The 22,169-nt window shown below is 69.0% G+C and carries 16 protein-coding genes; 12 read left to right on the plus strand and 4 right to left on the minus strand.

The window, feature by feature from the left end:
* Nucleotides 1–7 precede the first annotated feature (7 nt).
* Nucleotides 8–1,003, minus strand: a complete 996-nt coding sequence (locus WS96_RS28310; protein ID WP_059837035.1) for a polymer-forming cytoskeletal protein — start codon at nt 1,001–1,003, stop codon at nt 8–10.
* Between the two features lie 3 nt (nt 1,004–1,006).
* Nucleotides 1,007–2,569, minus strand: a complete 1,563-nt coding sequence (locus tag WS96_RS28315) for a glycosyltransferase family 2 protein (protein ID WP_059837037.1) — start codon at nt 2,567–2,569, stop codon at nt 1,007–1,009.
* A gap of 1,184 nt (nt 2,570–3,753) precedes the next feature.
* Between WS96_RS28315 and wecB the strand changes: the two genes are divergently transcribed.
* From wecB to WS96_RS28340, 5 genes are all read left to right on the plus strand, one after another.
* Complete coding sequence (gene wecB / locus WS96_RS28320; RefSeq protein ID WP_059837039.1) at nt 3,754–4,971, plus strand: non-hydrolyzing UDP-N-acetylglucosamine 2-epimerase; 1,218 nt, start codon at nt 3,754–3,756, stop codon at nt 4,969–4,971.
* Nucleotides 4,972–5,423: 452 nt separating this feature from the next.
* Nucleotides 5,424–5,885: a (2Fe-2S)-binding protein gene (locus tag WS96_RS28325; RefSeq protein ID WP_034206991.1), complete on the plus strand. Its 462-nt coding sequence runs from the start codon at nt 5,424–5,426 to the stop codon at nt 5,883–5,885.
* Complete coding sequence (locus WS96_RS28330; RefSeq protein ID WP_059837041.1) at nt 5,882–8,206, plus strand: xanthine dehydrogenase family protein molybdopterin-binding subunit; 2,325 nt, start codon at nt 5,882–5,884, stop codon at nt 8,204–8,206. Before WS96_RS28325 ends, WS96_RS28330 begins: the two co-directional genes overlap by 4 nt.
* Before the next feature lie 202 nt (nt 8,207–8,408).
* Nucleotides 8,409–10,238 carry an acyl-CoA dehydrogenase gene (locus WS96_RS28335; protein ID WP_059837043.1) on the plus strand — a complete coding sequence of 610 codons (1,830 nt, stop codon included), beginning with the start codon at nt 8,409–8,411 and terminating at the stop codon, nt 10,236–10,238.
* Between the two features lie 142 nt (nt 10,239–10,380).
* On the plus strand, nt 10,381–11,361 hold the full coding sequence (locus tag WS96_RS28340) for an NADPH:quinone oxidoreductase family protein (protein WP_059837045.1): 981 nt from the start codon (nt 10,381–10,383) through the stop codon (nt 11,359–11,361).
* A 159-nt stretch (nt 11,362–11,520) separates the two neighbouring features.
* On the opposite strand, the gene WS96_RS28345 is transcribed toward WS96_RS28340, so the two are convergent.
* Nucleotides 11,521–12,072: a PadR family transcriptional regulator gene (locus WS96_RS28345; protein ID WP_179949991.1), complete on the minus strand. Its 552-nt coding sequence runs from the start codon at nt 12,070–12,072 to the stop codon at nt 11,521–11,523.
* 150 nt (nt 12,073–12,222) lie between these two features.
* On the opposite strand from WS96_RS28345, the gene WS96_RS28350 reads away from it, so the two are divergent.
* On the plus strand, nt 12,223–14,247 hold the full coding sequence (locus WS96_RS28350) for an oxidoreductase (protein WP_059837049.1): 2,025 nt from the start codon (nt 12,223–12,225) through the stop codon (nt 14,245–14,247).
* 47 nt (nt 14,248–14,294) lie between these two features.
* Nucleotides 14,295–14,735: a nuclear transport factor 2 family protein gene (locus WS96_RS28355; protein WP_059837222.1), complete on the plus strand. Its 441-nt coding sequence runs from the start codon at nt 14,295–14,297 to the stop codon at nt 14,733–14,735.
* Between the two features lie 112 nt (nt 14,736–14,847).
* Here the strand turns inward: WS96_RS28355 and WS96_RS28360 are convergent, their stop codons facing one another.
* Nucleotides 14,848–15,729 carry an intradiol ring-cleavage dioxygenase gene (locus tag WS96_RS28360; protein ID WP_059837051.1) on the minus strand — a complete coding sequence of 294 codons (882 nt, stop codon included), beginning with the start codon at nt 15,727–15,729 and terminating at the stop codon, nt 14,848–14,850.
* Nucleotides 15,730–15,847: 118 nt separating this feature from the next.
* Between WS96_RS28360 and WS96_RS28365 the strand changes: the two genes are divergently transcribed.
* The 5 genes from WS96_RS28365 to WS96_RS28385 all read left to right on the plus strand — a co-directional run bounded on the left by WS96_RS28365 (nt 15,848) and on the right by WS96_RS28385 (nt 22,151).
* Nucleotides 15,848–16,771 (plus strand): LysR family transcriptional regulator, encoded by a 924-nt coding sequence (locus WS96_RS28365; RefSeq protein WP_059837053.1) that lies wholly within the window; start codon nt 15,848–15,850, stop codon nt 16,769–16,771.
* A 376-nt stretch (nt 16,772–17,147) separates the two neighbouring features.
* Entirely contained in the window at nt 17,148–19,328 is a 2,181-nt protein-coding gene (locus WS96_RS28370; protein WP_373557921.1) for a TonB-dependent receptor, read from the plus strand.
* Between the two features lie 11 nt (nt 19,329–19,339).
* Nucleotides 19,340–20,125, plus strand: coding sequence for an ABC transporter ATP-binding protein (locus WS96_RS28375; RefSeq protein WP_059837224.1), 786 nt, complete (start codon nt 19,340–19,342; stop codon nt 20,123–20,125).
* Nucleotides 20,122–21,114 (plus strand): ABC transporter substrate-binding protein, encoded by a 993-nt coding sequence (locus WS96_RS28380; RefSeq protein WP_059837055.1) that lies wholly within the window; start codon nt 20,122–20,124, stop codon nt 21,112–21,114. The genes WS96_RS28375 and WS96_RS28380 overlap by 4 nt, the downstream gene beginning before the upstream one ends.
* A complete protein-coding gene (locus WS96_RS28385) occupies nt 21,111–22,151 on the plus strand; it encodes a FecCD family ABC transporter permease (RefSeq protein ID WP_059837057.1) in 1,041 nt (346 codons plus the stop codon). Before WS96_RS28380 ends, WS96_RS28385 begins: the two co-directional genes overlap by 4 nt.
* Nucleotides 22,152–22,169: the final 18 nt, after the last annotated feature.

The following is a 22,169-nucleotide window of genomic DNA, read 5'->3' on the forward strand; positions in this document are numbered from 1 at the left end:
GCGCTCCTTAACGGGACGTGTGGAACCAGCCGCTGCGCCACGCAACGAGATCGCCATGCACGCACGCATGATCGACGACCGAGACGTCGCGCGCGCACGCACTGACCGGATGTCCGGCGACGCCGATGCGCGCACCCGTCAACCGAAGCAGGCCGCCGGCCGACACGACGCCGTCGATGCAGCTTGCGTTGGCGAGCAACACGTCGTCGCGCGCGAATACCGCGCCGTGCAGCAACGCGTGACGCTCGAGTTCGACGCGATGCGCCTTGACGCTGCCGCGCAGCACGCAGCCTTCGCCGAGGACGAGCGTCCCTTCGACGATCAGGTTGCCTTGCACGACCGTGTGCGCGGGCAGGCGAACGTCGCACGGCAGCAGGTAACGACCGTGCAGGAAGCGATGCGGCAGCGATGCGAAGTGGCGGGTGAGCGAGACCGCGCGGCGCGGGGCGGCCGGTGTGTCCGCGGGGCGCGCGCGGGGCGCCGCGCCGAAGACGATCGGCTCGCCATACAGGCACGCGAAGCCGCCGGCGCCGCGCAGGCGCAGCGTGCCGCCGACCACGGCGCCACGGAGCACCGCGTCGTCGACGTCGATCAGCGGCGCATGCGCGAGCGTGCCGATCGTCGCGCCGGCGCGGATGTCGATGTGCTCGTCGGCGAACGCGTAGGCCGCTCGCGCGCCATCGTCGAGCGTGATCGCGCGGCTGGCGTAGAGCACGTCGTCGCGATGCGCGTCGCGCGCGACATGGATCGCCTCGTCATGCTGGACGGCCAGCCCGAGCGCCTGCCACGGCGGCGCGACGGACGCATCCGCCGACGGCGTGCCGGCCACGTCCGCGCGCAGCGCGTCGTGCCAGCGCGCGGCGAGGAGCGCCTGATCGACGAACGGCCCGTCGCCGATCGGCAGCGCCGCGACGTCGCTGCGCCGGATCAGTTCATGCAGCATCGGCAGGAACGGCAGGGTGAGCACGCCGGCCACCGGCACCATCACGTTGAAGGTCGTCATCGCTCATCGCTCCGGTTTCAACTGTCGGCGAAAACGCTCGGTCTTGTCCCATTTCAGTTCGCGGCGGAACGCGGCGTCGAGCGCGAGTCCCCAGAGTGCGGAGACGACCGCCGCAATCGTCACGCAAAAGCCGACGACGTTGACCGGCACGAGCCGCAGGCGCGTCGCGCGGCCGTCGAGCCGCGCGGCGACGACGATCTCGAAGAACACGCCGAAGTTGCCGAAGGTGCTGAACGAGAACAGCGCGAACAGCGACAGCAGCAGGCCGAGGGTGGTCGAGTTGACGCCGTTGAACAGGTAGAGCGCGAGCGCGGCGCTCCATGCGAGCGCGAGCAGCGCCGGCATCGCGAACACGCCGAGCAGCAGCGCGCCGTCGAGCCGGCAGCGCCGCGAGATCAGCGGATTGCGCAGCACCGGGACCAGATGGCGCAGCATCGTCTGGTTGTGGCCCTTCGCCCAGCGCGTCAGTTGCCGGGCGCGGACGGCCCAGCGCTCCGGCACTTCCTCGTAGCATTCGGCGTGGTTCAGGTAGACCGTGCGCCAGTCGCTCAGCAGCAGCCGGTAGGTCATGTCGGTATCTTCGGCGAGCGTGTCGTCGCACCAGCCGCCCACGGCGTCGAGCGCGCCCTTGCGGATGCCGCCGACCGTGCCGCCGTACTGCGGCACCAGGTTGAGATTGTTGCGCGCTTGCTGATTGACCTGGTAGCCGCCCGCGCGCTCGAGATCGAGCAGCCGCGCGAGCAGGTTGCTGTCGGCGTTCTGCGGCACGACGCGGCCCATCACCGCGCCGACTTCCGGATCGAAGAACGGCGCGACCAGTTCCTTCAGCAGCCCCGGACGCGGCAGGTAGTCGGCGTCGAATACCACCATGATGTCGCCGCGGATGAAGCGCAGCGCGTCCTTCAGCGCGGCTGCCTTGCCCGGCTTGCCGGTATCGCGGTGAAACGGCCGGATCAGCTCGGGCGCGAGTGCCCGGACTTCGTCGATCAATGCGCGCGTGTTGTCGGTCGAGCGGTCGTTGACCGGGACGATCGTCAGCCGGTCGCGCGGATAGGTCGTGGCCAGCAGCGCCATCAGGCAGTCGACGATGACGGTTTCCTCGTTGTGGGCGGCGACGAAGACCGTGAGCCGCGGCCAATCGCCGTGGGTCATCGTCCGGTAGGGCGCGTGCTGCGGCTTGAACAGGCGGTCGAGGCTGAATACGTAATGCCGTGCGGCATACCCGCACGTCAACAGCGTGAACAGCCACAGATACGCGACGCACGGCATCAGCAGCAGTTCGGGGTCGAACGTGATGTCGGGCGTGGCGGCGGGCGGCGACGCGAGTGACGCACCGGGATCGGGCGAGGCCGGTGCGGCGGGCGGGAGCGTCGCGCTGTCGAGCGCAGTGCGCTCCATCGCGATCCGGGCGGTTGCGGCGTGGGTGGCGTGTGCGGCGGGCAAGTCGAACCGGACCGGTTCGGCGATCGCCTGCGATGCGGTGTCGCGCACGATCAGCGAGCAGGCAAGCACGATCAGCAGCAGGATGCCTTGCTCGCAGCGTGACGCCATCCGCGTTTGCTTCATGTTCTGGTCCCCGTGCCCGCAACGACGACCGATGAGAGCTGAAGGCGCTCCGTGGATCGCGCGGACGTCAATGGGAAGCGGTCGCGCATTCGTCGCACTGGGGCGGTGATCGGTTGCCCCCGGACGGACGCGTGGCGTCGCCTCCCGGCTTCGTTGCTGTGGCGTCCCCATCTGTCTGCTGCGATGCGAGTGCTTCGGGACGCACCCGTCTGACGTTAAGCAAGGCGTGAGCCATCGGCCGCGATGCCCCGCGCAGCAAGGGGCCACGCACGGGGAGCGGATGCGGCGGACGTGCAGTCGACGCGTTTTGATTCACCGACGAATCAGCGTGCGCGCGTGGCATCAGCCGCTGGCGGTCGATCGCACGCAGCGAGCAGGTCGCGCGGCGACCGGGTCGTCGTGCCCGTGGACGTCGCCGTGCCGGGTGCGGCTTGGTGCGACTGACCGCCGTGTGTCGTGCAGCGTGTGCGCGTCAGTCGAGCGATCGAAACGGGCACCGCCGTCACATGAGACGAATAGACGGGACTCCGATGTATTTTCGGCCTTCGGCTCAGTGTTACACATTCGCAACATTTCCCGCCGCCGCGATTCGTGTGACGCAAGCCCCGTCGGGTGGCGGGAAATCCGGTGCGCGCGACGGTAGTCGACGCTCGGTTGCGTGCCGTGCACTGCACAGACGAAAGTGGCGAATCGAGGCGACGCAAAGCGCGTCGAAAGGAATACGCGATCGGCTTCGTCACGGGCGCTCGCCATGCCCGTGCGATTCATCGGACGACGTCGTCGGACGGACCGCGCGAGCGTCCGGCCGTTTGTCGTCGTCGTGTCGAAGCGGCGATGCGAGTGTCCGTAGCAGTTGTGAAACATTCCGTAACGCGCCGTCCGTACGCGATGGCCGTGCAACGATGCAGGCCGGGATGCGGGCCGGCTGGTTTGAATATTGCTGTAGTGGGAGGACGTGACGCTCGACACCGCGAGGAACGGCTCATGACGTGATCGATTCAATGCAACGGGACGCCGGTAGCACGACGATTCGCGCGGCCCGGACCGCGCGGACGAGGCAGCGCGCTCGCCCCGCAACACCGCCGCGTGCCGATCGCACGCGGGTGCGGGATGCGCCGCCCGAATACATGCTTCGCGCCGCGTGCAGGATCGCCGGGTACGAAGCGGCTAAAACGAGGATAACGATGAAGAAGATCTTGCTTGTGTTCGGGACTCGGCCGGAGGCCATCAAGATGGCACCGCTGGTACGCGCGCTGAAGGCGCAAGCGGACGTCGACGCCCGGGTATGCGTGACCGCGCAGCATCGGGAAATGCTCGACCAGGTGCTGACGCTGTTCGACATCAAGCCCGACTACGATCTCAACCTGATGCGGCAAGGCCAGACGCTGACCGACGTGACGACCGGCATTCTTCAGGCGATCGGCATCGTCTTCGACGAATTTCGGCCGGACGTCGTGCTGGTACACGGCGACACGACGACCACGCTCGCGGTGAGCCTGGCGGCGTTCTATCGCTATCTGCCGGTCGGTCACGTGGAGGCCGGCTTGCGCAGCGGCGACATCTGGTCGCCGTGGCCGGAGGAGCTGAATCGCCGCGTGACCGATGCGGTGTCGTCATGGCATTTCGCGCCGACCGGGCTGGCGCGCGACAACCTGCTGAGCGAGGGCGTACCGGGCGGCGCGGTGTCGCTGACCGGCAATACCGTGATCGATGCGTTGCACGAGGTCAAGCGCATGCTCGATCGCACCGCCGCGCTGTCGGACAGGATCGCCGCGTACTTCCCGTTTCTCGAACCGTCGCGGCGCGTCGTGCTGGTCACCGGCCACCGCCGGGAAAGTTTCGGCGAACCGTTCCGGCATTTCTGCGATGCGCTGTGCACGCTGGCGGGCCGCTATCGCGATGCGCAGTTCGTCTATCCGCTGCATCCGAACCCGAACGTGCGGGAGCCGGCGCGCGCGCGGCTCGGCGATATTCCCAATATCTACCTGATCGAGCCGCAAGAATATCTTTCGTTCGTATTCCTGATGTCGAGAGCGCATTTCATCATCACGGATTCGGGCGGCATTCAGGAAGAAGGGCCGGCGCTCGGCAAGCCGGTGCTCGTCACGCGCGAGACGACGGAGCGGCCCGAGGCGATTCAGGCCGGCACCGCGCGGCTCGTCGGCACCGATCGGGACAGGATCGTCTGGGAGGCGTCGCGGCTGTTCGACAGCGAGAGCGCATACGAGGAAATGTCGCGTGCGAGCAATCCATACGGCGACGGCCATGCGAGCGAGCGGATCGTTCATGCGCTGATGCGTACGCCCGGGGTGCCGACGAAGACGACGAGTTTCTCGATGGGCGCCACGGAGATGCCGTTCAACGCGCTCACGCTCGGGCTGCAGGCGTTGCGGTCGCCGTGACGCGGAGCGCGCGGTAGCCTGCTCCGGCGCGTTCGGCGTGGACGTCGGGCATCCGGTCCGGCCGCTAGGTCGGGCCGATGCTCGCACGTGACGACCCGAAGCGCATTTCCCCGACGCATTCAAAGTCATGCCACCGACACGTCCCGTTCCGGGGCGTGCTTTCTCCCCGTTTGCCCGAAACGCCCGAATCGCGCCGATCCGACGCCGAATCCGAAATGGTTCGATAATGCGGACGGTGATCCATGCGGACGAGCGGCTGGCCGAAGCGAGATTGAAAGGTTGCGCAGGCAACCGGCCGACAGCGGCGTTCGCGGCATCTGCCCGACCGTGCCTGCACGCGACACGGTCGACGAAACGGCGCCACGCCTGCCTGCTCGTCCGGAACGTGAGCCGCGCCGTTCGAATCCCCACCCGATGCCTGCCCGGCGGGCATCGCAACCAGGAGGTGAACGATGATCACGCTGACCGTCAACGGTAGCGAGCAGCACTTCGACGGCAATCCCGACATGCCGTTGCTCTGGTATCTGCGCGATGTGCTCGGCCACACCGGCACCAAGTTCGGCTGCGGGATGGCGCTGTGCGGTGCGTGCACCGTGCATCTCGACGGCGTGGCGATCCGGTCGTGCATCACGCCGGTCGCGGCGGCGTCGGGCAAGCGCGTGACGACGATCGAGGGGCTGTCGACGGACCTCACGCATCCGCTGCAGCAGGCGTGGCAGGAGTTGAACGTCGCGCAATGCGGCTACTGCCAGTCCGGGCAGATCATGCAGGCCGCGTCGCTGCTGAAGACGAATCCTCATCCGACCGACGCCGACATCGACGACGCGATGTCCGGCAACATCTGCCGCTGCGGCACCTATACGCGCATTCGCGCGGCGATCAGGCTTGCCGTGCGCCGAGGAGGTGACGCATGAGCGCGCCCGAACTCTCCGTTCGCAACGAAAGCCGTCGCGCGCTGCTGCTCGGTTTCGCGTCCGGCGGGCTGTTGCTCGCGTTCGGCGTGCCGTCGCTCGCCCACGCGGCTGCCCCGGTGCAGCCGCCTGTCAGCGCGAATCCGCAGTATGGCGGCGCAGGGATGCCGCACGGATTGCGCGACGATCCGAACCTGTTCGTTGCGATCGCAACGGACGGCACCGTTACCGTGACCTGCATCCGCTCCGAGATGGGGCAGGGCGTGCGCACGAGCGTCGCGCTCGTGGTGGCCGACGAGCTGGGCGCGGACTGGGCGCGCGTGAAGGTCGCGCAAGCGGTCGGCGACGAGCCGCGCTACGGCAACCAGAACACCGATGGATCGCGCAGCCTGCGCCAGAGCTTCGCCGCGCTGCGCCGCGCGGGCGCGGCCGCACGCACGATGCTCGCGCAGGCGGCGGCTGCCGTGTGGGGCGTCGACGTGGGTCGGGTGAAGGTGACGGTGCACGAGGTCGTCGATACCGGGAGCGGGCGCAAGCTCGGCTTCGGCGAGCTGTCGGCGAAAGCGGCCGCGCTGCCGGTGCCGGATACGAAGACGCTCGCGTTGAAGGCGCCGGCCGAGTTCCGCTATATCGGCAAGGGCAAGACGGCGTTGATCGACGGACGCGACATCGTCGGCGGCCGTGCGCGGTACGGGATCGATACGCGGCTCGACGGCATGCTGTATGCGGTCGTCGCGCGACCGCCGGCCTACGGCGACACGGTCGGGTCGTTCGACGCATCGGCCGCCGAGAAGCTGCCGGGTGTCGTCAAGGTCGTGCAGCTGGCGTCGGCGCCGCTGCCGTCCGGCTTCCAGCCGCTCGGCGGGGTGGCCGTCATTGCGCGCGATACGTGGACGGCCATCCAGGCGCGCGCGCAGTTGAAGATCGACTGGAAGCGCGGGCAGCATGCGGACTACGACTCGGCTGCGTATCGCAAGACGCTCGAAGCGGCCGCCGCGCAGCCGGGCGACGTGATCCGCAACGACGGCGACGCGGCCGCCGCACTCGCCGGCGCCGCGAAACGCGTGCGTGCGACGTACTACGTTCCGCATCTCGCCCACGCGACGATGGAGCCGCCCGCTGCCGTCGCGCGGGTGGCCGACGGCCGCTGCGAAGTGTGGACCTGCACGCAGGCGCCGCAGACCACGCGCGACGAGGTCGCGAAGGCGCTCGCGTTGCCGACCGAGCGCGTGACGGTCAACGTGACGCTGCTCGGCGGCGGCTTCGGCCGCAAGTCGAAGCCCGATTACGTGGTGGAAGCCGCGCTGCTGTCGAAGGCGGCCGGCGCGCCCGTGAAGCTGACGTTCACGCGCGAGGACGACATCGCGCACGACTACTTTCACGCGGTGTCGCTCGAAGCGTTCGACGGCGGGATCGATGCGTCGGGCAAGGTGATCGCGTGGCGGCATCGCACGGTCGCGCCGTCGATCCAGTCGACGTTTCGCGCCGGCGTCGTGCACGAGCAGCCGGGCGAGCTCGCGCAAGGCATCGCGGATCTGCCGTTCGCGATTCCGAACGTGCGGATCGAGAATCCGGCCGCGGAAGCGCACACGCGGATCGGCTGGTTCCGCTCGGTGTACAACATCCCGCATGCGTTCGGCATCCAGAGTTTCGTGTCGGAGCTCGCGCATGCCGCCGGTCGCGATCCGAAGGATTTCCTGCTCGAACTGATCGGGCCTGCGCGGCGTTTCGAGCCGCACATCACGGTGAAGAACGTGAACTACGGCGAGGATCCCGCGCTGTATCCGGTCGACACCGGGCGCCTGCGGCGCGTGGTCGAGACGGTCGCGCGCGAAGCCGGGTGGGGGCGCAAGCTTCCGAAGGGGCACGGGCTCGGGATCGCCGCGCATCGCAGCTTCGTGTCGTATACGGCCGCGGTGTGCGAGGTGCAGGTCGGTGCGGACGGCAGGATTGCGGTGCCGCGCGTCGACATCGCGATCGACTGCGGGCCGCAGGTCAATCCGGAGCGGGTACGCTCGCAGCTCGAGGGCGCGGTGGTGATGGGGCTCGGCATCGCGCTGCACGGCGAGATCACGTTCAAGGACGGCCGTCCGGAGCAGAGCAACTTCAACGGCTTCCAGGTGCTGAGAATGAACGAGGCGCCGCGCGACATCCGCGTGCATCTCGTCGCGCCGGACGATTTCGCGACGCCGCTCGGCGGGGTCGGCGAGCCGGGCCTGCCGCCCGTTGCGCCGGCGCTGACCAACGCGATCTTCGCGGCGACCGGCACGCGCATCCGCAGCCTGCCGATTGCCGATCAGCTCGCGAAACCGCAGGCGGGTTGACGCGGTATCCGTCCCGCGCCGGGCCGCATCGTGCGGCTCGGCCCCCTCTCGACGCCCTGAACACCGGACCCATGATTCGTGTGAACCGGCCCTGATGCACGGCGTTGTCGTTTGCGAACGACCGTGCTAAATTCCTGCCAGCACTTGCAGTCACGCAACCCTACATTCGGCTGACATGGCCGGCACCCCGGGAGGCAGCACGATGAGCCTGTTGATGTCGCGACGCGATCTCGCGTTCCTGCTGTATGACTGGCTCGACGCCGAGGCGCTCGCCGCGCTGCCGCGCTACGCGGAGCACGGTCGCGAGACTTTCGATGCGGTGCTCGACACCAGCGAGCGGATTGCCGAAGACCTGTTCGCGCCGCACGCGGCGCGCGGCGACCGCGAGGAGCCGCGGTTCGACGGCGAACGCGTGACGCTGATCCCGGAGGTCGAACCGGCCGTGCGCGCGTTCGCGGACGCCGGGCTGATCGCCGCGGGTCACGACGAAGCGCTCGGCGGCATGCGCTTGCCGAAACTGGTCGAAGCCGCGTCGTTCCTGTTCTTCCAGGCCGCGAACATCGCGACGGCCGCGTATCCGTTTCTGACCGTCGCCAATGCGAACCTGCTCGTCGCGCACGGCAGCGCCGCGCAGATCGACGCATTCGCCCGCCCGGAGCTGGAAGGGCGTTTCCTCGGCACGATGTGTCTATCCGAACCGCAAGCCGGTTCGTCGCTGTCCGACATTGCGACGCGCGCCGATTTCGAACGCGATTCGCCGCTCGGCGCACGCTATCGGCTGACCGGCAACAAGATGTGGATTTCCGGCGGCGAGCACGAGCTCGCGGAGAACATCGTCCACCTCGTGCTCGCGAAGATTCCCGACGAACACGGCCGGCTGCCGCCCGGCACGCGCGGCATCTCGCTGTTCATCGTGCCGAAGTTCCTGACCGGCGCCGATGCCGACGCGAACGGCGAGCGCAACGACGTCGTGCTCGCGGGGCTGAACCACAAGATGGGCTATCGCGGCACGACCAATTGCCTGTTGAATTTCGGCGAAGGGACGCGTTATCGGCCGCAAGGGCGTGCGGGCGCGATCGGCTACCTGGTCGGCCAGCCGAATCAAGGGCTGGCGTACATGTTCCACATGATGAACGAAGCGCGCATCGGGGTCGGCGCGGGCGCGGTGGCGCTCGGCTATACCGGTTATCTGCACGCGCTCGACTACGCGCGCAACCGTCCGCAAGGGCGCCCGCTCGGGCCTCGCGGCAAGGATGCGGCCGCGCCGCAGACGCCGATCGTCGACCATCCGGACGTGCGGCGCATGCTGCTCGCGCAGAAGGCTTACGTCGAAGGCGGTCTCGCGCTGATCCTGTATTGCGCGAGGCAGGTCGACGAAGCGCGCGCGCACGACGATGCGGCGGTGCGCGCCGATGCCGCGCGCCTGCTCGACATCCTGACGCCGATCGCGAAGAGCTGGCCGTCGCAGTGGTGTCTTGCCGCGAACGATCTCGCGATCCAGGTGCATGGCGGTTATGGCTACACGCGCGACTACGCGGTCGAGCGGCTCTATCGCGACAATCGTCTGAATCCGATTCACGAAGGCACGCACGGGATCCAGGCGCTCGACCTGCTGGGCCGCAAGGTGAGTCAGGACGACGGCGCGTCGCTGCGCGCGCTCGATGTGCGGATCGGCGCGACCGTCGAGCGCGCGCGAGCGCTGGCTGCCGGCACGCGCGAGCAGGCCGATGCATTGGCCCGGCGTTGGACGAGGCTGTGCGACGTGACGCGCCAGTTGAGCGCGATCGGCGATCCGCAGACGCGGCTGGCGAACGCGAGCGTGTATCTCGAAGCGTTCGGCCATCTCGTCGTCGCATGGCTGTGGCTCGACGTGACGCTCGCCGCGCACGGGTACGACGGCGATTTCCACGACGGCAAGCGTGCGGCGGCCCGTTACTTTTTCCGCTGGGAACTGCCGAAGGTGGATGCGCAGCTCGACCTGCTGTCGAGCGTCGACACGACGACGCTCGACATGCGCGACGCGTGGTTCTGAACGTGGTTTCAACGATATTCCGGAATACCGACGATCTTGCCGATGCCGATGGCCATCGCATGCGCGTCGTGAACCGGCCGCGCGGGGGTATCCCGCCCACCGCACCGATGCGCGGCCACGCCGCGCAAGGAGACAGAAGCGCATGAAAGCCCTGTTGTGTACCGCATTCGGCCCGATCGATCGCTTGCGCATCGAGGACGTCGCGATTCCCGAACCGGCTGCCGGGCAGGTCCGGATCCGGGTGAAGGCGGCATCGCTCAATTTTCCCGACGCGCTGATCGTCCAGGGGCTGTATCAGGTGAAACCGGCGCTGCCGTTTTCGCCGGGCGCCGAGTTTGCCGGCGTGGTCGACGCGGTCGGCGAGGGCGTCACCGCGTGGCGACCCGGCGATTCGGTGATGGCGTTTACCGGACACGGCGGGTTCGCGGAGCAGTGCGTGGCCGATGCGCACCAGCTCGCCGCGCTGCCGCCGGGCATGACGTTCGAGCAGGGCGCGGCGCTCGTGCTCGCCTACGGCACGTCGCTGCACGCATTGCAGCAGCGCGCGCGCCTGCAGGCGGGCGAGACGCTGCTCGTGCTGGGCGCGGCCGGCGGCGTCGGGATCGCCGCGATCGAGATCGCGAAAGCGCTCGGCGCGCGCGTGATCGCGGCCGCGTCGAGCGCGGACAAACTCGCGCTGTGCCGCGAAGCGGGCGCCGACGAGACGATCGACTATGCGACCGAGGACCTGCGCCGCCGCGTCGACGAACTGACCGGCGGGCGCGGCGCCGACGTCGTCTACGATCCGGTGGGCGGCGCGAGCAGCGAAGCGGCGCTGCGCGCGACCGCGTGGCGCGGCCGGTTCCTCGTGGTCGGCTTCGCGGCCGGCGAGATCCCGAAGATCGCGCTGAACCTCGCGCTGCTGAAGGAGCGCGACATTCTCGGCGTGTTCTGGGGCGATGCGGTGCGGCGCGATCCGGCGCAGCATGCCGCGAACATGCGGCTGCTCGCCGAATGGTTCGCGGCCGGCAAGGTGCGGCCCGCGATCACCGAGCGCGTGTCGCTGGCCGGCGCGGCCGACGCGATCGCGCGGATGGCGAACCGGCAGGTGAAGGGCAAGGTGGTGATTTTCCCGGACGCGTGATCCGGTTTCGCCGCGCGGCGATTCAACGCGGGCCGTGCGGCGGGTGCTTCACGAAAGCGGGCGCCGTGCGACCCGCGGTAAAGGCGTCGCGACCCGGCAGTCGGGCGCACGATGCCGCGCGGTGCCGAAACGAATGCCGCCCGTCCTTCGCCGGTGCCTTCAATCCTTCGGCAGGCGCAGCGTGTCGAGCGCATGCTGCGAAAACTCGACCCAGAACCGCTCGTTCGCGATGCCGGCCTGCAGCACCAGATGCTGCAGGCGCTTCGTGCGTGAAGCGCCGGCCGCCGGACCGCCGGCCGCCGAGAAATCGCGCGCCTCGATCTGCAGATACACGTCCAGCTTTTCCTGATGAAGCGCGATGCGCCGCCGGATCTCGTTCTCGAGGCCGGCCGGCCCGAGCACGGCTTCCGCGCGCAGGCGCACCATCAGCGCCTCGCGCAGCGGCGTCGGATCTTCCGGTTCGGCGATCCAGCGCCGCAATTCCTTCTTGCCGGCCGGCAGGATCCGGTACGCGCGCTTGCGGCCGCGGCCGGACTCGGCGGGCAGCGATTCGATCCAGCCCATTTCCTCGAGGCGCCCGAGTTCGCGATAGATCTGCTGGTGCGTCGCCTGCCAGAAATAGCCGATCGAGCGGTCGAAACGGTCGGCGAGCTCGGACCCCGAACCGGGGCGTTCGGCGAGGGCGGTGAGAAGCGCGTGAGGCAGGGACATGTCGGATCGAAGGAGGCTGCGCAATGAACCGCATCTTGCCATATCGGGGACGCAGCACAAACGGCAACGCACGTTTATGCAACATGTTGCATAAACGGAATCGACGCGCTACCATCCGTGCAACTTGTTGCATAAAAATGGAGACGCCCGATGACATCCCGTTATCCGCATTTGACGACCCCGCTCGAGCTCGGTTTCACGTCGCTCAGGAACCGTGTGTTGATGGGGTCGATGCATGTCGGTCTCGAGGAAGCGCCGAACGGCTTCGAGCGGATGGCCGCGTTCTATGCGGAGCGGGCGCGAGGCGAGGCCGGCCTGATCGTCACGGGCGGCTTCGCGCCGAACGAACGCGGCCGTCCGGCGCCGGGCGGTGCGGTGCTGACGACCGAAGCGCAAGCCGAACGCCATCGCGTCGTGACGCGCGCGGTGCATGCGGAAGGCGGCAGGATCGCGTTGCAGATCCTGCATTTCGGCCGCTACGCGTATCACCCGGCGCTCGCGGCGCCGAGCGCGCTGAAGGCGCCGATCAACCCGTTCACGCCGCATGCATTGAGCAGCGACGAGGTCGACGAGACGATCGCCGATTTCGTGCGCTGCGCGGCGCTCGCGCAGTACGCGGGCTACGACGGGGTCGAGATCATGGGATCCGAGGGCTACCTGATCAACGAATTCATTGCCGCTCGCACGAACCATCGCGACGATGCGTGGGGCGGCGCGTACGACAACCGCATCCGCTTCGCGGTCGAGATCGTGCGGCGCGTACGCGAGCGCGTCGGCGCGAACTTCATCGTCATCTACCGGCTGTCGATGCTCGATCTCGTCGAAGGCGGCTCGACGCTCGACGAGGTGATCCGGCTCGCGCAGGCGATCGAGGCGGCCGGCGCGACGATCCTCAATACCGGCATCGGCTGGCACGAGGCGCGCATCCCGACCATCGCGGCCAAGGTGCCGCGCGCCGCCTACGCGTGGGTGACGCGGCAACTGATGGGCAAGGTCGGCATTCCGCTCGTCGCGACCAACCGGATCAATACGCCGGAAGTCGCCGAGCAACTGCTCGCCGACGGCTATTGCGACATGGTGTCGATGGCGCGACCGTTCCTGGCCGATGCCGAATTCGTCCGCAAGGCGCGGGAAGGGCGCGCGGACGAAATCAACACGTGCATCGGCTGCAACCAGGCGTGCCTCGACCATACGTTCAGCGGCAGGATCACGTCGTGCCTCGTGAATCCGCGTGCGTGCCATGAAACCGAGCTCGTGATCCGACCCGCGCCGCGGCCCAAGCGGATCGCGGTGGTCGGCGCCGGGCCGGCGGGCCTCGGCTTCGCGGTCACGGCGGCCGAACGCGGTCACGCGGTGACGCTGTACGAAGCCGGCGCCGAGATCGGCGGCCAGTTCAACCTCGCGAAGAAGGTGCCCGGCAAGGAGGAGTTCGACGAAACGCTGCGCTATTTCCGCCGGCAGATCGAACTGCGCGGCATCGCGCTGCACGTCGATACGCGTGCGACCGCCGAGATGCTGTTGCAGGGCGAATTCGACGAAGTGGTGATCGCGACGGGCATCGTGCCGCGCACGCCGCCGATCGACGGCATCGGGCATCCGAAGGCGCTCGGCTATCTCGACGTGCTGCGCGACGACAAGGCCGTCGGCCGCCGCGTCGCGATCGTCGGCGCGGGCGGCATCGGCTTCGACGTCGCCGAGTATCTCGTCCATCGCGATGGCGCCGAGCGGTCCGACGCAGACCGGTTCTTCGGCGAATGGGGCGTCGACAGGTCGTATGCGAATGCCGGCGGCCTCGCCCGCGCGCGGCCCGAGCCGGCGGCGCGGCACGTGCATCTGCTGCAACGCAAGGCGTCGAAGGTCGGCGACGGGCTCGGCAAGACCACCGGATGGATTCACCGCACGGCGCTGAAGGCGCGCGGCGTCGGGATGTCGTCGGCGGTCACGTACCGGCGCATCGACGACGACGGCTTGCACGTGACGATCGACGGCGTCGAGCAGACGCTGCCGGTGGACAACGTGGTGATCTGCGCGGGGCAGAAGCCGTCGCGCGAACTGGCCGAGCAACTGCAGGCCGCCGGATGCCGCGTGCATCTGATCGGCGGCGCATGCGAGGCCGCCGAACTCGATGCGAAGCGTGCGATTCATCAGGGTACGACGCTGGCCGCGACCCTTTGATGCCGATTCGTTTTACGTTCCGTCCAACCTCGATGCTGGAGACTTCGATGACATCCTCCCCGCTGCATCTTCATCCCGCCGTCGCGAAATCGCTCGATACATGGCATGCGATGGTCGAACGCAAGGATTTCGGCGCGCTCGAATCGATCGTCCATCCGGACGCCGTGTTCCGTTCGCCGATGGCGTTCAAGCCGTACGGGCCGGCGCCTGCGCTGCTGATGGCGCTGCGCACGGTGATCACGATCCTCGAGAACTTCACGTATCACCGCCAGTTCGCGACCGACGACGGCAAGAGCGTCGTGCTGGAGTTCGGCGCGACCGTCGGCGACAAGGCGTTGAGGGGAATCGACATGATCCGCTTCGACGACGACGGCCGGATCGTCGAGTTCGAGGTCATGATCCGGCCGTTCAATGCGCTGCAGGCGCTCGGCGCGGCAATGGGCGCGCGGCTCGGGCAGCAGTTGCCGGCGTTCAAGACCGGCGGCTGAGCGGCGCGATGGTGGCCGCGCAGGCTGTCGACGGCGGTCTTCACGGTGGTGCCCGCCCTCGTGCGTTCGCGATCGGTTGCGCGAGCAACCTTCCTCGTCACGCCGTGCCGGATCATGCGGCACCCTGCGCGCGATTCAGCACGAAGTCGTAGTCGAGCGTGTAGAACGGCGTGTCCATCCGCGAACCGTCGGGCGCGATGCCGGGCGCATGCCGAACCCAGTCGGCGACGAGCGTCGACCGCACGCCGAAGACCGCATCGGAGTCGAGGTAACGGTCGCCGTCGCGGAACACGTGCGTGATCAGCGTTTCGTAGCCGTGCGCTTCGATCATGAAATGCAGGTGGGCGGGGCGCCACGGATGGCGGCCGAGCGCATCGAGCATCGCGCCGACCGGGCCGTCGTGCGGAATCGGATATGGCTCGGCGAGGATCGAGCGGAACGCGTAGCGGCCGTCGGCGTCGCTGCGCAGCCGGCCGCGCGCGCGATGCGTGACCGACCCGTCGTCATCCGGCAACTGCACGTCGTAGTGGCCGTCCTCGTCGGCCTGCCACACGTCCAGCGACGCGTACGCGACCGGCGTGCCGTCGATGTCGCGTACCTGGCCCGACACGAAGCACGGCTCGCCGCATGCGCCGTTCGCGATGTCGTCGAACATCGCGAATTCGGGGCTGCCGTCGACGTAGAACGGCCCGAACACGGTCGCCTCGGTGCAGCCGGCCGACTTCGCGTGGTTCTGCGCGGTCACGAGCGTCGACAGCCCGAGCACGTCGGACAGCAGGATGAACTCCTGGCGCTTGTCGTCGGTGATGCGACCGACGGCCGTCAGGAAGCCGATCGCGGCTTGCCACTCGGCCTCGGTGAGCTTCGTTTCGCGGGCGAACGCATGCAGGTGCTGGACGAGGCTCGTCATCACCGTGCGCAGCCGCTCGTCGCGACAGCCGGAGAGCGACGCGATCACGGCCTGCGTGATGGTGTCTTCGTCGAGATTGCGCATGGGGGTTGTCTCCTGATGTCGTTCGATGGCGCGTTGACGTAACATTAATTCTTCCCCGAATCGTAAGAAAGCGGGTTTGGAGGAGTTTTGTTCTCCGCCAGGTGGAAGAATCGAACGCATGGACAAGTGGGCGCAGATCGAGTTTTTCGTACAGGTGGCGGAGCGCGGCAGCCTGTCGAAGGCCGCCGAGCGGCTCGGCATGTCGAGCGCGGCGGCGAGTCGCTGCCTGAACGCGCTGGAAGAGCGGCTGGGCGCGCGGCTCGTCGAGCGGACCACGCGCCGGCTGTGGCTGACCGACGCCGGACACGAGTACCACCGGCGTTGCGTCGCGATCCTGACCGAACTGTCGGAAGCCGACGCGGCCGTCAACGAAGCGAGCGTCAATCCGGCCGGCACGCTGCGCGTGACCGCATCGGTGTCGTTCGCGTCGATCTACATCGCGCCCGCGCTGCCCGAATTTCACCGGCGCTACCCGAACCTGAACGTGCAGATCGTCGCGGCGAACCGTTATCCGGATTTCATCGAGGCCGGCATCGACGTGGCGATCCGCACGCGCGAACACGAAGCGGATTCGGGCATCACCGTGCGCAAGCTCGCCGAGACGCGGCGCGTGCTGGCCGCGTCGCCCGGGTATCTGGCGAAGTACGGCGCACCGGCGACGCCCGACGCGCTGGGCGATCATCGGCTGCTGGTCTACAACCTCGCGCACGACCCGTACGTGCTGCATTTACGCCACGGGGCGAGGAAGCAGTCGGTCACGATCAAGAGCGTGCTCGATGCGAACGAAGGGCAGGTGATCCGCGCCGCGGCGCTCGCGGGGCTCGGCATCCTGATCCAGCCGCTTTACATCATTCACGACGATATCGTCGCGGGAAAGCTGGTGCCGGTACTGACCGACTGGCAACTGCCGGCGCTCACCGTCAACATCGCGTACCAGAGCCGCCGACACCAGCCGGCGAAGATCCGCGTGTTCACCGAGTTCCTGATCGAGCGTTTCGAGCGGCTCGGGCTCGCGCGCAAATGGAAGGAAGTCGGCCGCTGAGTATGCGCCGGCGTCGCGCCGTCGCGTATTTCCCCGTGTACCGGAGAACCGTGCCTGCAGCAGTTCGCGAACGATACGCAGGCCGAAGTGAAGCGCGGAGCAGGCGGCTTTCGCGGGCAGACGGTCGCGATCGGTCCGCAGTTGCGCGACAGAGGGCCGGCGTCGGGCGCGGTCGTGACGTACCCGCACGAGTGCGCGATGCGCAACCGGCCACAGGGCGAGAACCCAAGCTGTCAAAACCCTGACGGATCGAATGATATATTGTATCATCTGACGTTTTCGTCGCCGGCCGGCCGGGTTGTCCGGGTCGGCCGCGTGCGACGACAGCTACGAAGATCGATACGACGTGACGAGAACCGGACACACTGCGGCGCACATGGAGCGGCGCCATGCCGCGACGCGCCGGCACACGGGCGCCTCGCGCGCACGCGCGGCACGCAGTTGCACGACCTTGCTGGGCTGCGCGATGGCCGCCACCGGCGCGTTGGCCGCCGAAGCCGCCGCAGTGGCGCCGGACGACCGGCATGCGCTGCCGGCGATCAGCGTCACCGCGTCGTCCGCGCCGTCCGACCCGCTGACGCAACCGCTCGAAACGGGCTCGCGGCTCGGGCTTGCCAGCCTCGACACGCCCGCGAGCGTCGAAACCGTCACGGCCGACACGATCGAAGCACGCGGCGATCGCACGGTGCTCGACGCGCTCACGCGCACGGCCGGCTTTTCGAGCGCGATCGCGCCGGGCACCGGCGGCACCGCGTCGAGCGTGCGCGGCTTCAGCGGGCAGGAGTCGGTAATGATGCTGCTCGACGGCGTGCGGCTGATGCCGGCGGCCGGCACGATCACGTTTCCGTTCGACACGTGGTCGGTCGCGCGCATCGAGGTGCTGCGCGGCCCGGCATCGGTACTGTACGGCGAAGGGGCGATCGGCGGCGTCGTCAACGTGGTGCCGAAGCGGCCGCAGCGCACGCGCGAGACGACGCTGCAGGCCGGCGTCGGCCCCGACGGCGCGAAGCGCTTCGCATTCGATACGACGGGCGCGCTCGGCCCGCGGCTGTCGTACCGCTTCTACGCGAGCGATGCGCGCGCGAACGGTCTCGCCGAGCGGGCCGATACGCATACGACGGCCGTCGGCGGCGCGCTGACGCTCGACGTGAGCCCGCGGCTCGCGGTGACGCTCGACTACGACTACGGAAGGCAGATGCCGGCGACGTACTATGGCGTGCCGGCGCCGAACGGCGTGCTCGATCCGTCGCTGCGCAAGCTGAACTACACGGTCGGCGACGCGACGATTTCGTACTACGACCAGTGGACGCGCCTGTCGGCCCGCTACCGGCCGGCGGTTGGCGTGACGATCGACAACCAGCTTTACTATCTGACGTCCAACCGCCATTGGCGCAACGCCGAATCGTACGTGCTCGACCCAGCGTCCGGGCGCGTCACGCGTGGCGACTATCTCGACATCGGGCACCATCAGCGGCAGATCGGCGACCGGCTGAGCGCGCGCGTCGACGGGATGCTGTTCGGTCGCGCGAACCGCTTCGTCGTCGGCACGGAATTCAGCCAGATCACGTTCAGCGGTACCAACAATTCACCGTACGGCGGCGAAACGACCGTGCCGGCGCACGGCTTCGATCCCGGCGTCTTCACGAGCCCCGACCCGACCGTGCCGCAGTTCAGCACGCGCGCGCGGCAGGCGGCGGTATTCGCGGAGAACCGGCTCGAAGTGCTGCCGCGGCTCGCGTGGGTGAGCGGCCTGCGCTACGACCACATCGCGTTCAGCCGCGAACAGGCGGCAACCGGCGCGGGCTTCGACAAGCGGTTCGCGAACGTCGGCTGGCGTACCGGTTTCGTGTTCGACATCGCGCCGACGTTCAGCGCGTATGCGCAGTACACGACGGGTGCGGAGGGTGTCGGCTCGCTCGTGACGCTGTCCGCGTCGCAGATGCATTACCGGCTCGCGACCGGCGAGCAGTGGGAAGTCGGGCTCAAGCAGACGCTGCTCGACGGTCGCGCGTACTGGACGGTCGCGGTGTACGACATCACGAAGCGCAATCTGCTCAGCACCGATCCGTTCAATCCGGCGCTGCGCCAGCAGGTCGGCCGGCAGTCGTCGCGCGGCGTCGAGCTGACCGGCGGCGCGCGGCTGCCGCACGGCTGGACGATCGATGCGAACGTCGCGCTGCTGCATGCGCGCTACGACGCATTCAACCAGACCGTCGGCGGCGCGACGGTGTCGCGGGCCGGCAACGTGCCGTCCGGCGTGCCGCAGCAGACCGCGAACCTGTGGCTCGGCTGGGCGTTCGCCGAGCGCTGGCACGCGAATGCGGGCGTGCGTTACGTCGGTGCGACCTACGGCGACGACGCGAATCGCGTGCAGGTGCCGTCGTACACCGTGTTCGATGCGTCGCTGCGCTGGCAGCCGACGTCGCGCACCGAGCTCGCGCTGTATCTGCGCAATCTCGCGAACCGCACGTACGCGGTGACGACGTCGAATGGCGGCGAGCAATGGCTGCTCGGTCCGTCGCGCTCGGCGGAGCTCGTCGCGACGATGCGCTTCTGAAGCGGCACGACATGCGCCCCGTCACTCACATGCTCGACATCGAACGCGTGCGCTGGTCTCCCGGCGGCGCGGTCGACGTGCTCGATTCGGTGACGCTGACGGTCGCCGAAGGCGAATTTGTCGGGCTGGTCGGCCCGAACGGCAGCGGCAAGACGAGCCTGCTGCGCTGCGTGTTCCGCTACGCGCGGCCCGACGCGGGCCGTGTCTCGCTCGACGCGCAGGACGTGTGGCGCATGCGGCCGCGTGCGCTCGCGCAGCGCATCGCGGTGCTGCAGCAGGAAACGCCGGACGATTTCGGGCTGACGGTCGACGAACTGGTCGGCATGGGCCGCACGCCGCACAAGCGGCCGTTCGATGCGGAGTCGGCCGACGATCGCCGGATCGTCGAAGCGTCGCTGCACGATGTCGGTCTCGTCGAGCGCCGCGCACAGCGCTTCGCGTCGCTGTCGGGCGGCGAGAAGCAGCGCGCGCTGCTGGCCCGCGCGCTCGCGCAGCAGCCCGACCTGCTGTTGCTCGACGAACCGACCAACCATCTCGACCTGCGTCACCAGCTCGAACTGCTCGCGCGCGTGCGCCGCCTCGGCATCGCGACGCTCGCGACGATTCACGACCTCAATCTCGCGGCCGCGTATTGCGACCGGCTCCATGTACTCGCGCACGGCCGCGTCGTCGCGTCCGGCGTGCCGGACGAGGTGTTGACCGCAGCGCTGCTGCGCGACGTGTTCGGCGTTGCCGCGCTCGTCGATCGCCATCCCGTCACGGGCCGCCCGCGCATCACGCCGCTTCACCCGGAATGACCGCCATGCCGTTTCCTGTTCCGTCCTTCGTTTCCCGCCGGCTCGTCGCCGCTGCCGTGCTCGGCTGCGCGGCCGTTCACGCGGCGGCCTATCCCGTCACCGTACGCAGTTGCGATCGCGACGTGACGTTCGAGCGCGCGCCGACGCGCGCGGTGAGCAACGACGTGAACCTCACCGAGATGATGCTCGTGCTCGGCCTGAAGGACCGGCTCGTCGGCTATACGGGCATCGGAGGCTGGAAGACGGGCACCGCGCGCGTGCGCGACGCATTGCGCGGCGTGCCCGAACTGGCGAGCCAGTATCCGTCGCTGGAAGTGCTGGCCGCCGCGCGTGCCGATTTCTATCTCGCGGGCTGGAACTACGGAATGCATGTCGGCGGGGCGGTGACGCCGGCGACGCTCGCGCCGTTCGGCATCCGCACGTACGAACTGACCGAATCGTGTTCGCACGTGATGAAGCAGTCGGCCGCATCGTTCGACGACGTGTTCCGCGACCTGAACAATCTCGGCCGGATCTTCGGCGTCGAGGCGCGCGCCGCGCAGGTCGTCGCCGCGATGCGCGCGCGGCTCGCGGCGGTGTCGCGCACGATCGGTCGCCCGGCGCCGCTGCGCGTGTTCGTCTACGACAGCGGCACCGACAAGCCGATGACGGCGGGCGGGCTCGCGATGCCGACCGCGTTGCTCGCGGCGGCGGGCGCGCGCAACGTGATGGCCGACGTGCCGCGCAGCTGGACGCAGGTGAGTTGGGAAAGCGTGGTCGCGCGCGACCCGCAGGTGATCGTGATCGTCGACTATTCGGCGATCACGGCCGCGCAGAAGCAGCAGTTCCTGACGAGCCAGCCGGCGCTTGCACGCGTGGCCGCGATTCGCGATCGGCGCTTCGTCGTGATTCCGTACGATGCCGCGACGCCGGGCCCCGAGAACGTCGCGGCCGTCGAGACGCTCGCCCGCGCGCTGTATCCGGCCGCATTTGCCGGAGTGGCACGGTGAGCGTGCGCGGGCAGGCGGCGCGGCCCGGCATGCGGGTGGTGCTGCCGGTGCTGGCCGTGCTGCTGATCGTGTCGATCGTCGTGTCGGCCGCGTTCGGCCCCGCGCCGATCGCGATGCCGGCCGCGGTGCGGATCGTCGCCGCGCACGTCGCGTCGGCGTTCGGCGGCGCCGACGCGTTCGCGGCGGGCGCGGGCGACGACAGCATCGTCTGGCTGATCCGGATGCCGCGTGCGCTGCTGGCCGCGATCGTCGGCGCGACGCTGGCGGCGGTCGGCGTCGCGTTGCAGGCGGCGACCGCGAACCGCCTGGCCGATCCGCACCTGCTCGGCGTGAGCGCGGGCGCGATGCTCGGCGCGATCGCGGTCACGGTGGTGGCCGGCGCGGCGTTCGGCCCGTTCACGCTGTCGGCCGCCGCTTTCGCGGGCGCGCTCGGGGCCACCGCCTGCGTGGTCGCGCTCGCTTACCGGGGCGGCCGGCTCGAATCGGACCGGCTGCTGCTCGCGGGCGTATCGGTGTCGTTCATGATGGCCGCGTTCGGCAACCTGCTGCTGTACCTCGGCGATCAACGGGCCGCGTCGTCGGTGCTGTTCTGGATGCTCGGCGGGGTCGGGCTCGCGCGCTGGGACTTGCTGCCGGTGCCGGCCGTGTGCGCGGTGCTCGCCGGCGGCGCGCTCCATGCGCGTCGGCGCGAACTGAACGCGCTGATGTCGGGCGATGTCGCCGCCGCGTCGCTCGGCGTGCCGAGCGCGCGGATGCGGCGCGAAGTGTTCGTCGTCGCGTCGTTCGCGACGGGCGCGATGGTCGCGGTGAGCGGCGCGATCGGCTTCGTCGGGCTCGTGACGCCGCATCTGTGCCGTCGCGTCGTCGGGGCCGAGCACGGCCGGCTGCTGCCGGTCGCCGCGCTAGCCGGCGCGATCCTGCTCGTGTGGGCCGATGTCGCCGCGCGCACGCTCGCGGCGCCGGAGGATCTGCCGATCGGCATCGTGACCGCGCTGTTCGGCAGCCTGTTCTTCGTCGCGCTGCTGCGGCGGCGCTGAGCGCGGGCGCTGTCAGGC

Source organism: Burkholderia sp. MSMB1835 (assembly GCF_001526365.1).
Lineage (GTDB): Bacteria > Pseudomonadota > Gammaproteobacteria > Burkholderiales > Burkholderiaceae > Burkholderia.

What these genes read in the sequence shown, in the direction of transcription:
- WS96_RS28310 (WP_059837035.1), bottom strand. Translation starts at nt 1,003, where the DNA reads ATGACGACCTTCAACGTGATGGTGCCGGTGGCCGGCGTGCTCACCCTG.
- WS96_RS28315 (WP_059837037.1), bottom strand. Translation starts at nt 2,569, where the DNA reads ATGAAGCAAACGCGGATGGCGTCACGCTGCGAGCAAGGCATCCTGCTG.
- wecB (WP_059837039.1), top strand. Translation starts at nt 3,754, where the DNA reads ATGAAGAAGATCTTGCTTGTGTTCGGGACTCGGCCGGAGGCCATCAAG.
- WS96_RS28325 (WP_034206991.1), top strand. Translation starts at nt 5,424, where the DNA reads ATGATCACGCTGACCGTCAACGGTAGCGAGCAGCACTTCGACGGCAAT.
- WS96_RS28330 (WP_059837041.1), top strand. Translation starts at nt 5,882, where the DNA reads ATGAGCGCGCCCGAACTCTCCGTTCGCAACGAAAGCCGTCGCGCGCTG.
- WS96_RS28335 (WP_059837043.1), top strand. Translation starts at nt 8,409, where the DNA reads ATGAGCCTGTTGATGTCGCGACGCGATCTCGCGTTCCTGCTGTATGAC.
- WS96_RS28340 (WP_059837045.1), top strand. Translation starts at nt 10,381, where the DNA reads ATGAAAGCCCTGTTGTGTACCGCATTCGGCCCGATCGATCGCTTGCGC.
- WS96_RS28345 (WP_179949991.1), bottom strand. Translation starts at nt 12,072, where the DNA reads ATGTCCCTGCCTCACGCGCTTCTCACCGCCCTCGCCGAACGCCCCGGT.
- WS96_RS28350 (WP_059837049.1), top strand. Translation starts at nt 12,223, where the DNA reads ATGACATCCCGTTATCCGCATTTGACGACCCCGCTCGAGCTCGGTTTC.
- WS96_RS28355 (WP_059837222.1), top strand. Translation starts at nt 14,295, where the DNA reads ATGACATCCTCCCCGCTGCATCTTCATCCCGCCGTCGCGAAATCGCTC.
- WS96_RS28360 (WP_059837051.1), bottom strand. Translation starts at nt 15,729, where the DNA reads ATGCGCAATCTCGACGAAGACACCATCACGCAGGCCGTGATCGCGTCG.
- WS96_RS28365 (WP_059837053.1), top strand. Translation starts at nt 15,848, where the DNA reads ATGGACAAGTGGGCGCAGATCGAGTTTTTCGTACAGGTGGCGGAGCGC.
- WS96_RS28370 (WP_373557921.1), top strand. Translation starts at nt 17,148, where the DNA reads ATGGAGCGGCGCCATGCCGCGACGCGCCGGCACACGGGCGCCTCGCGC.
- WS96_RS28375 (WP_059837224.1), top strand. Translation starts at nt 19,340, where the DNA reads ATGCGCCCCGTCACTCACATGCTCGACATCGAACGCGTGCGCTGGTCT.
- WS96_RS28380 (WP_059837055.1), top strand. Translation starts at nt 20,122, where the DNA reads ATGACCGCCATGCCGTTTCCTGTTCCGTCCTTCGTTTCCCGCCGGCTC.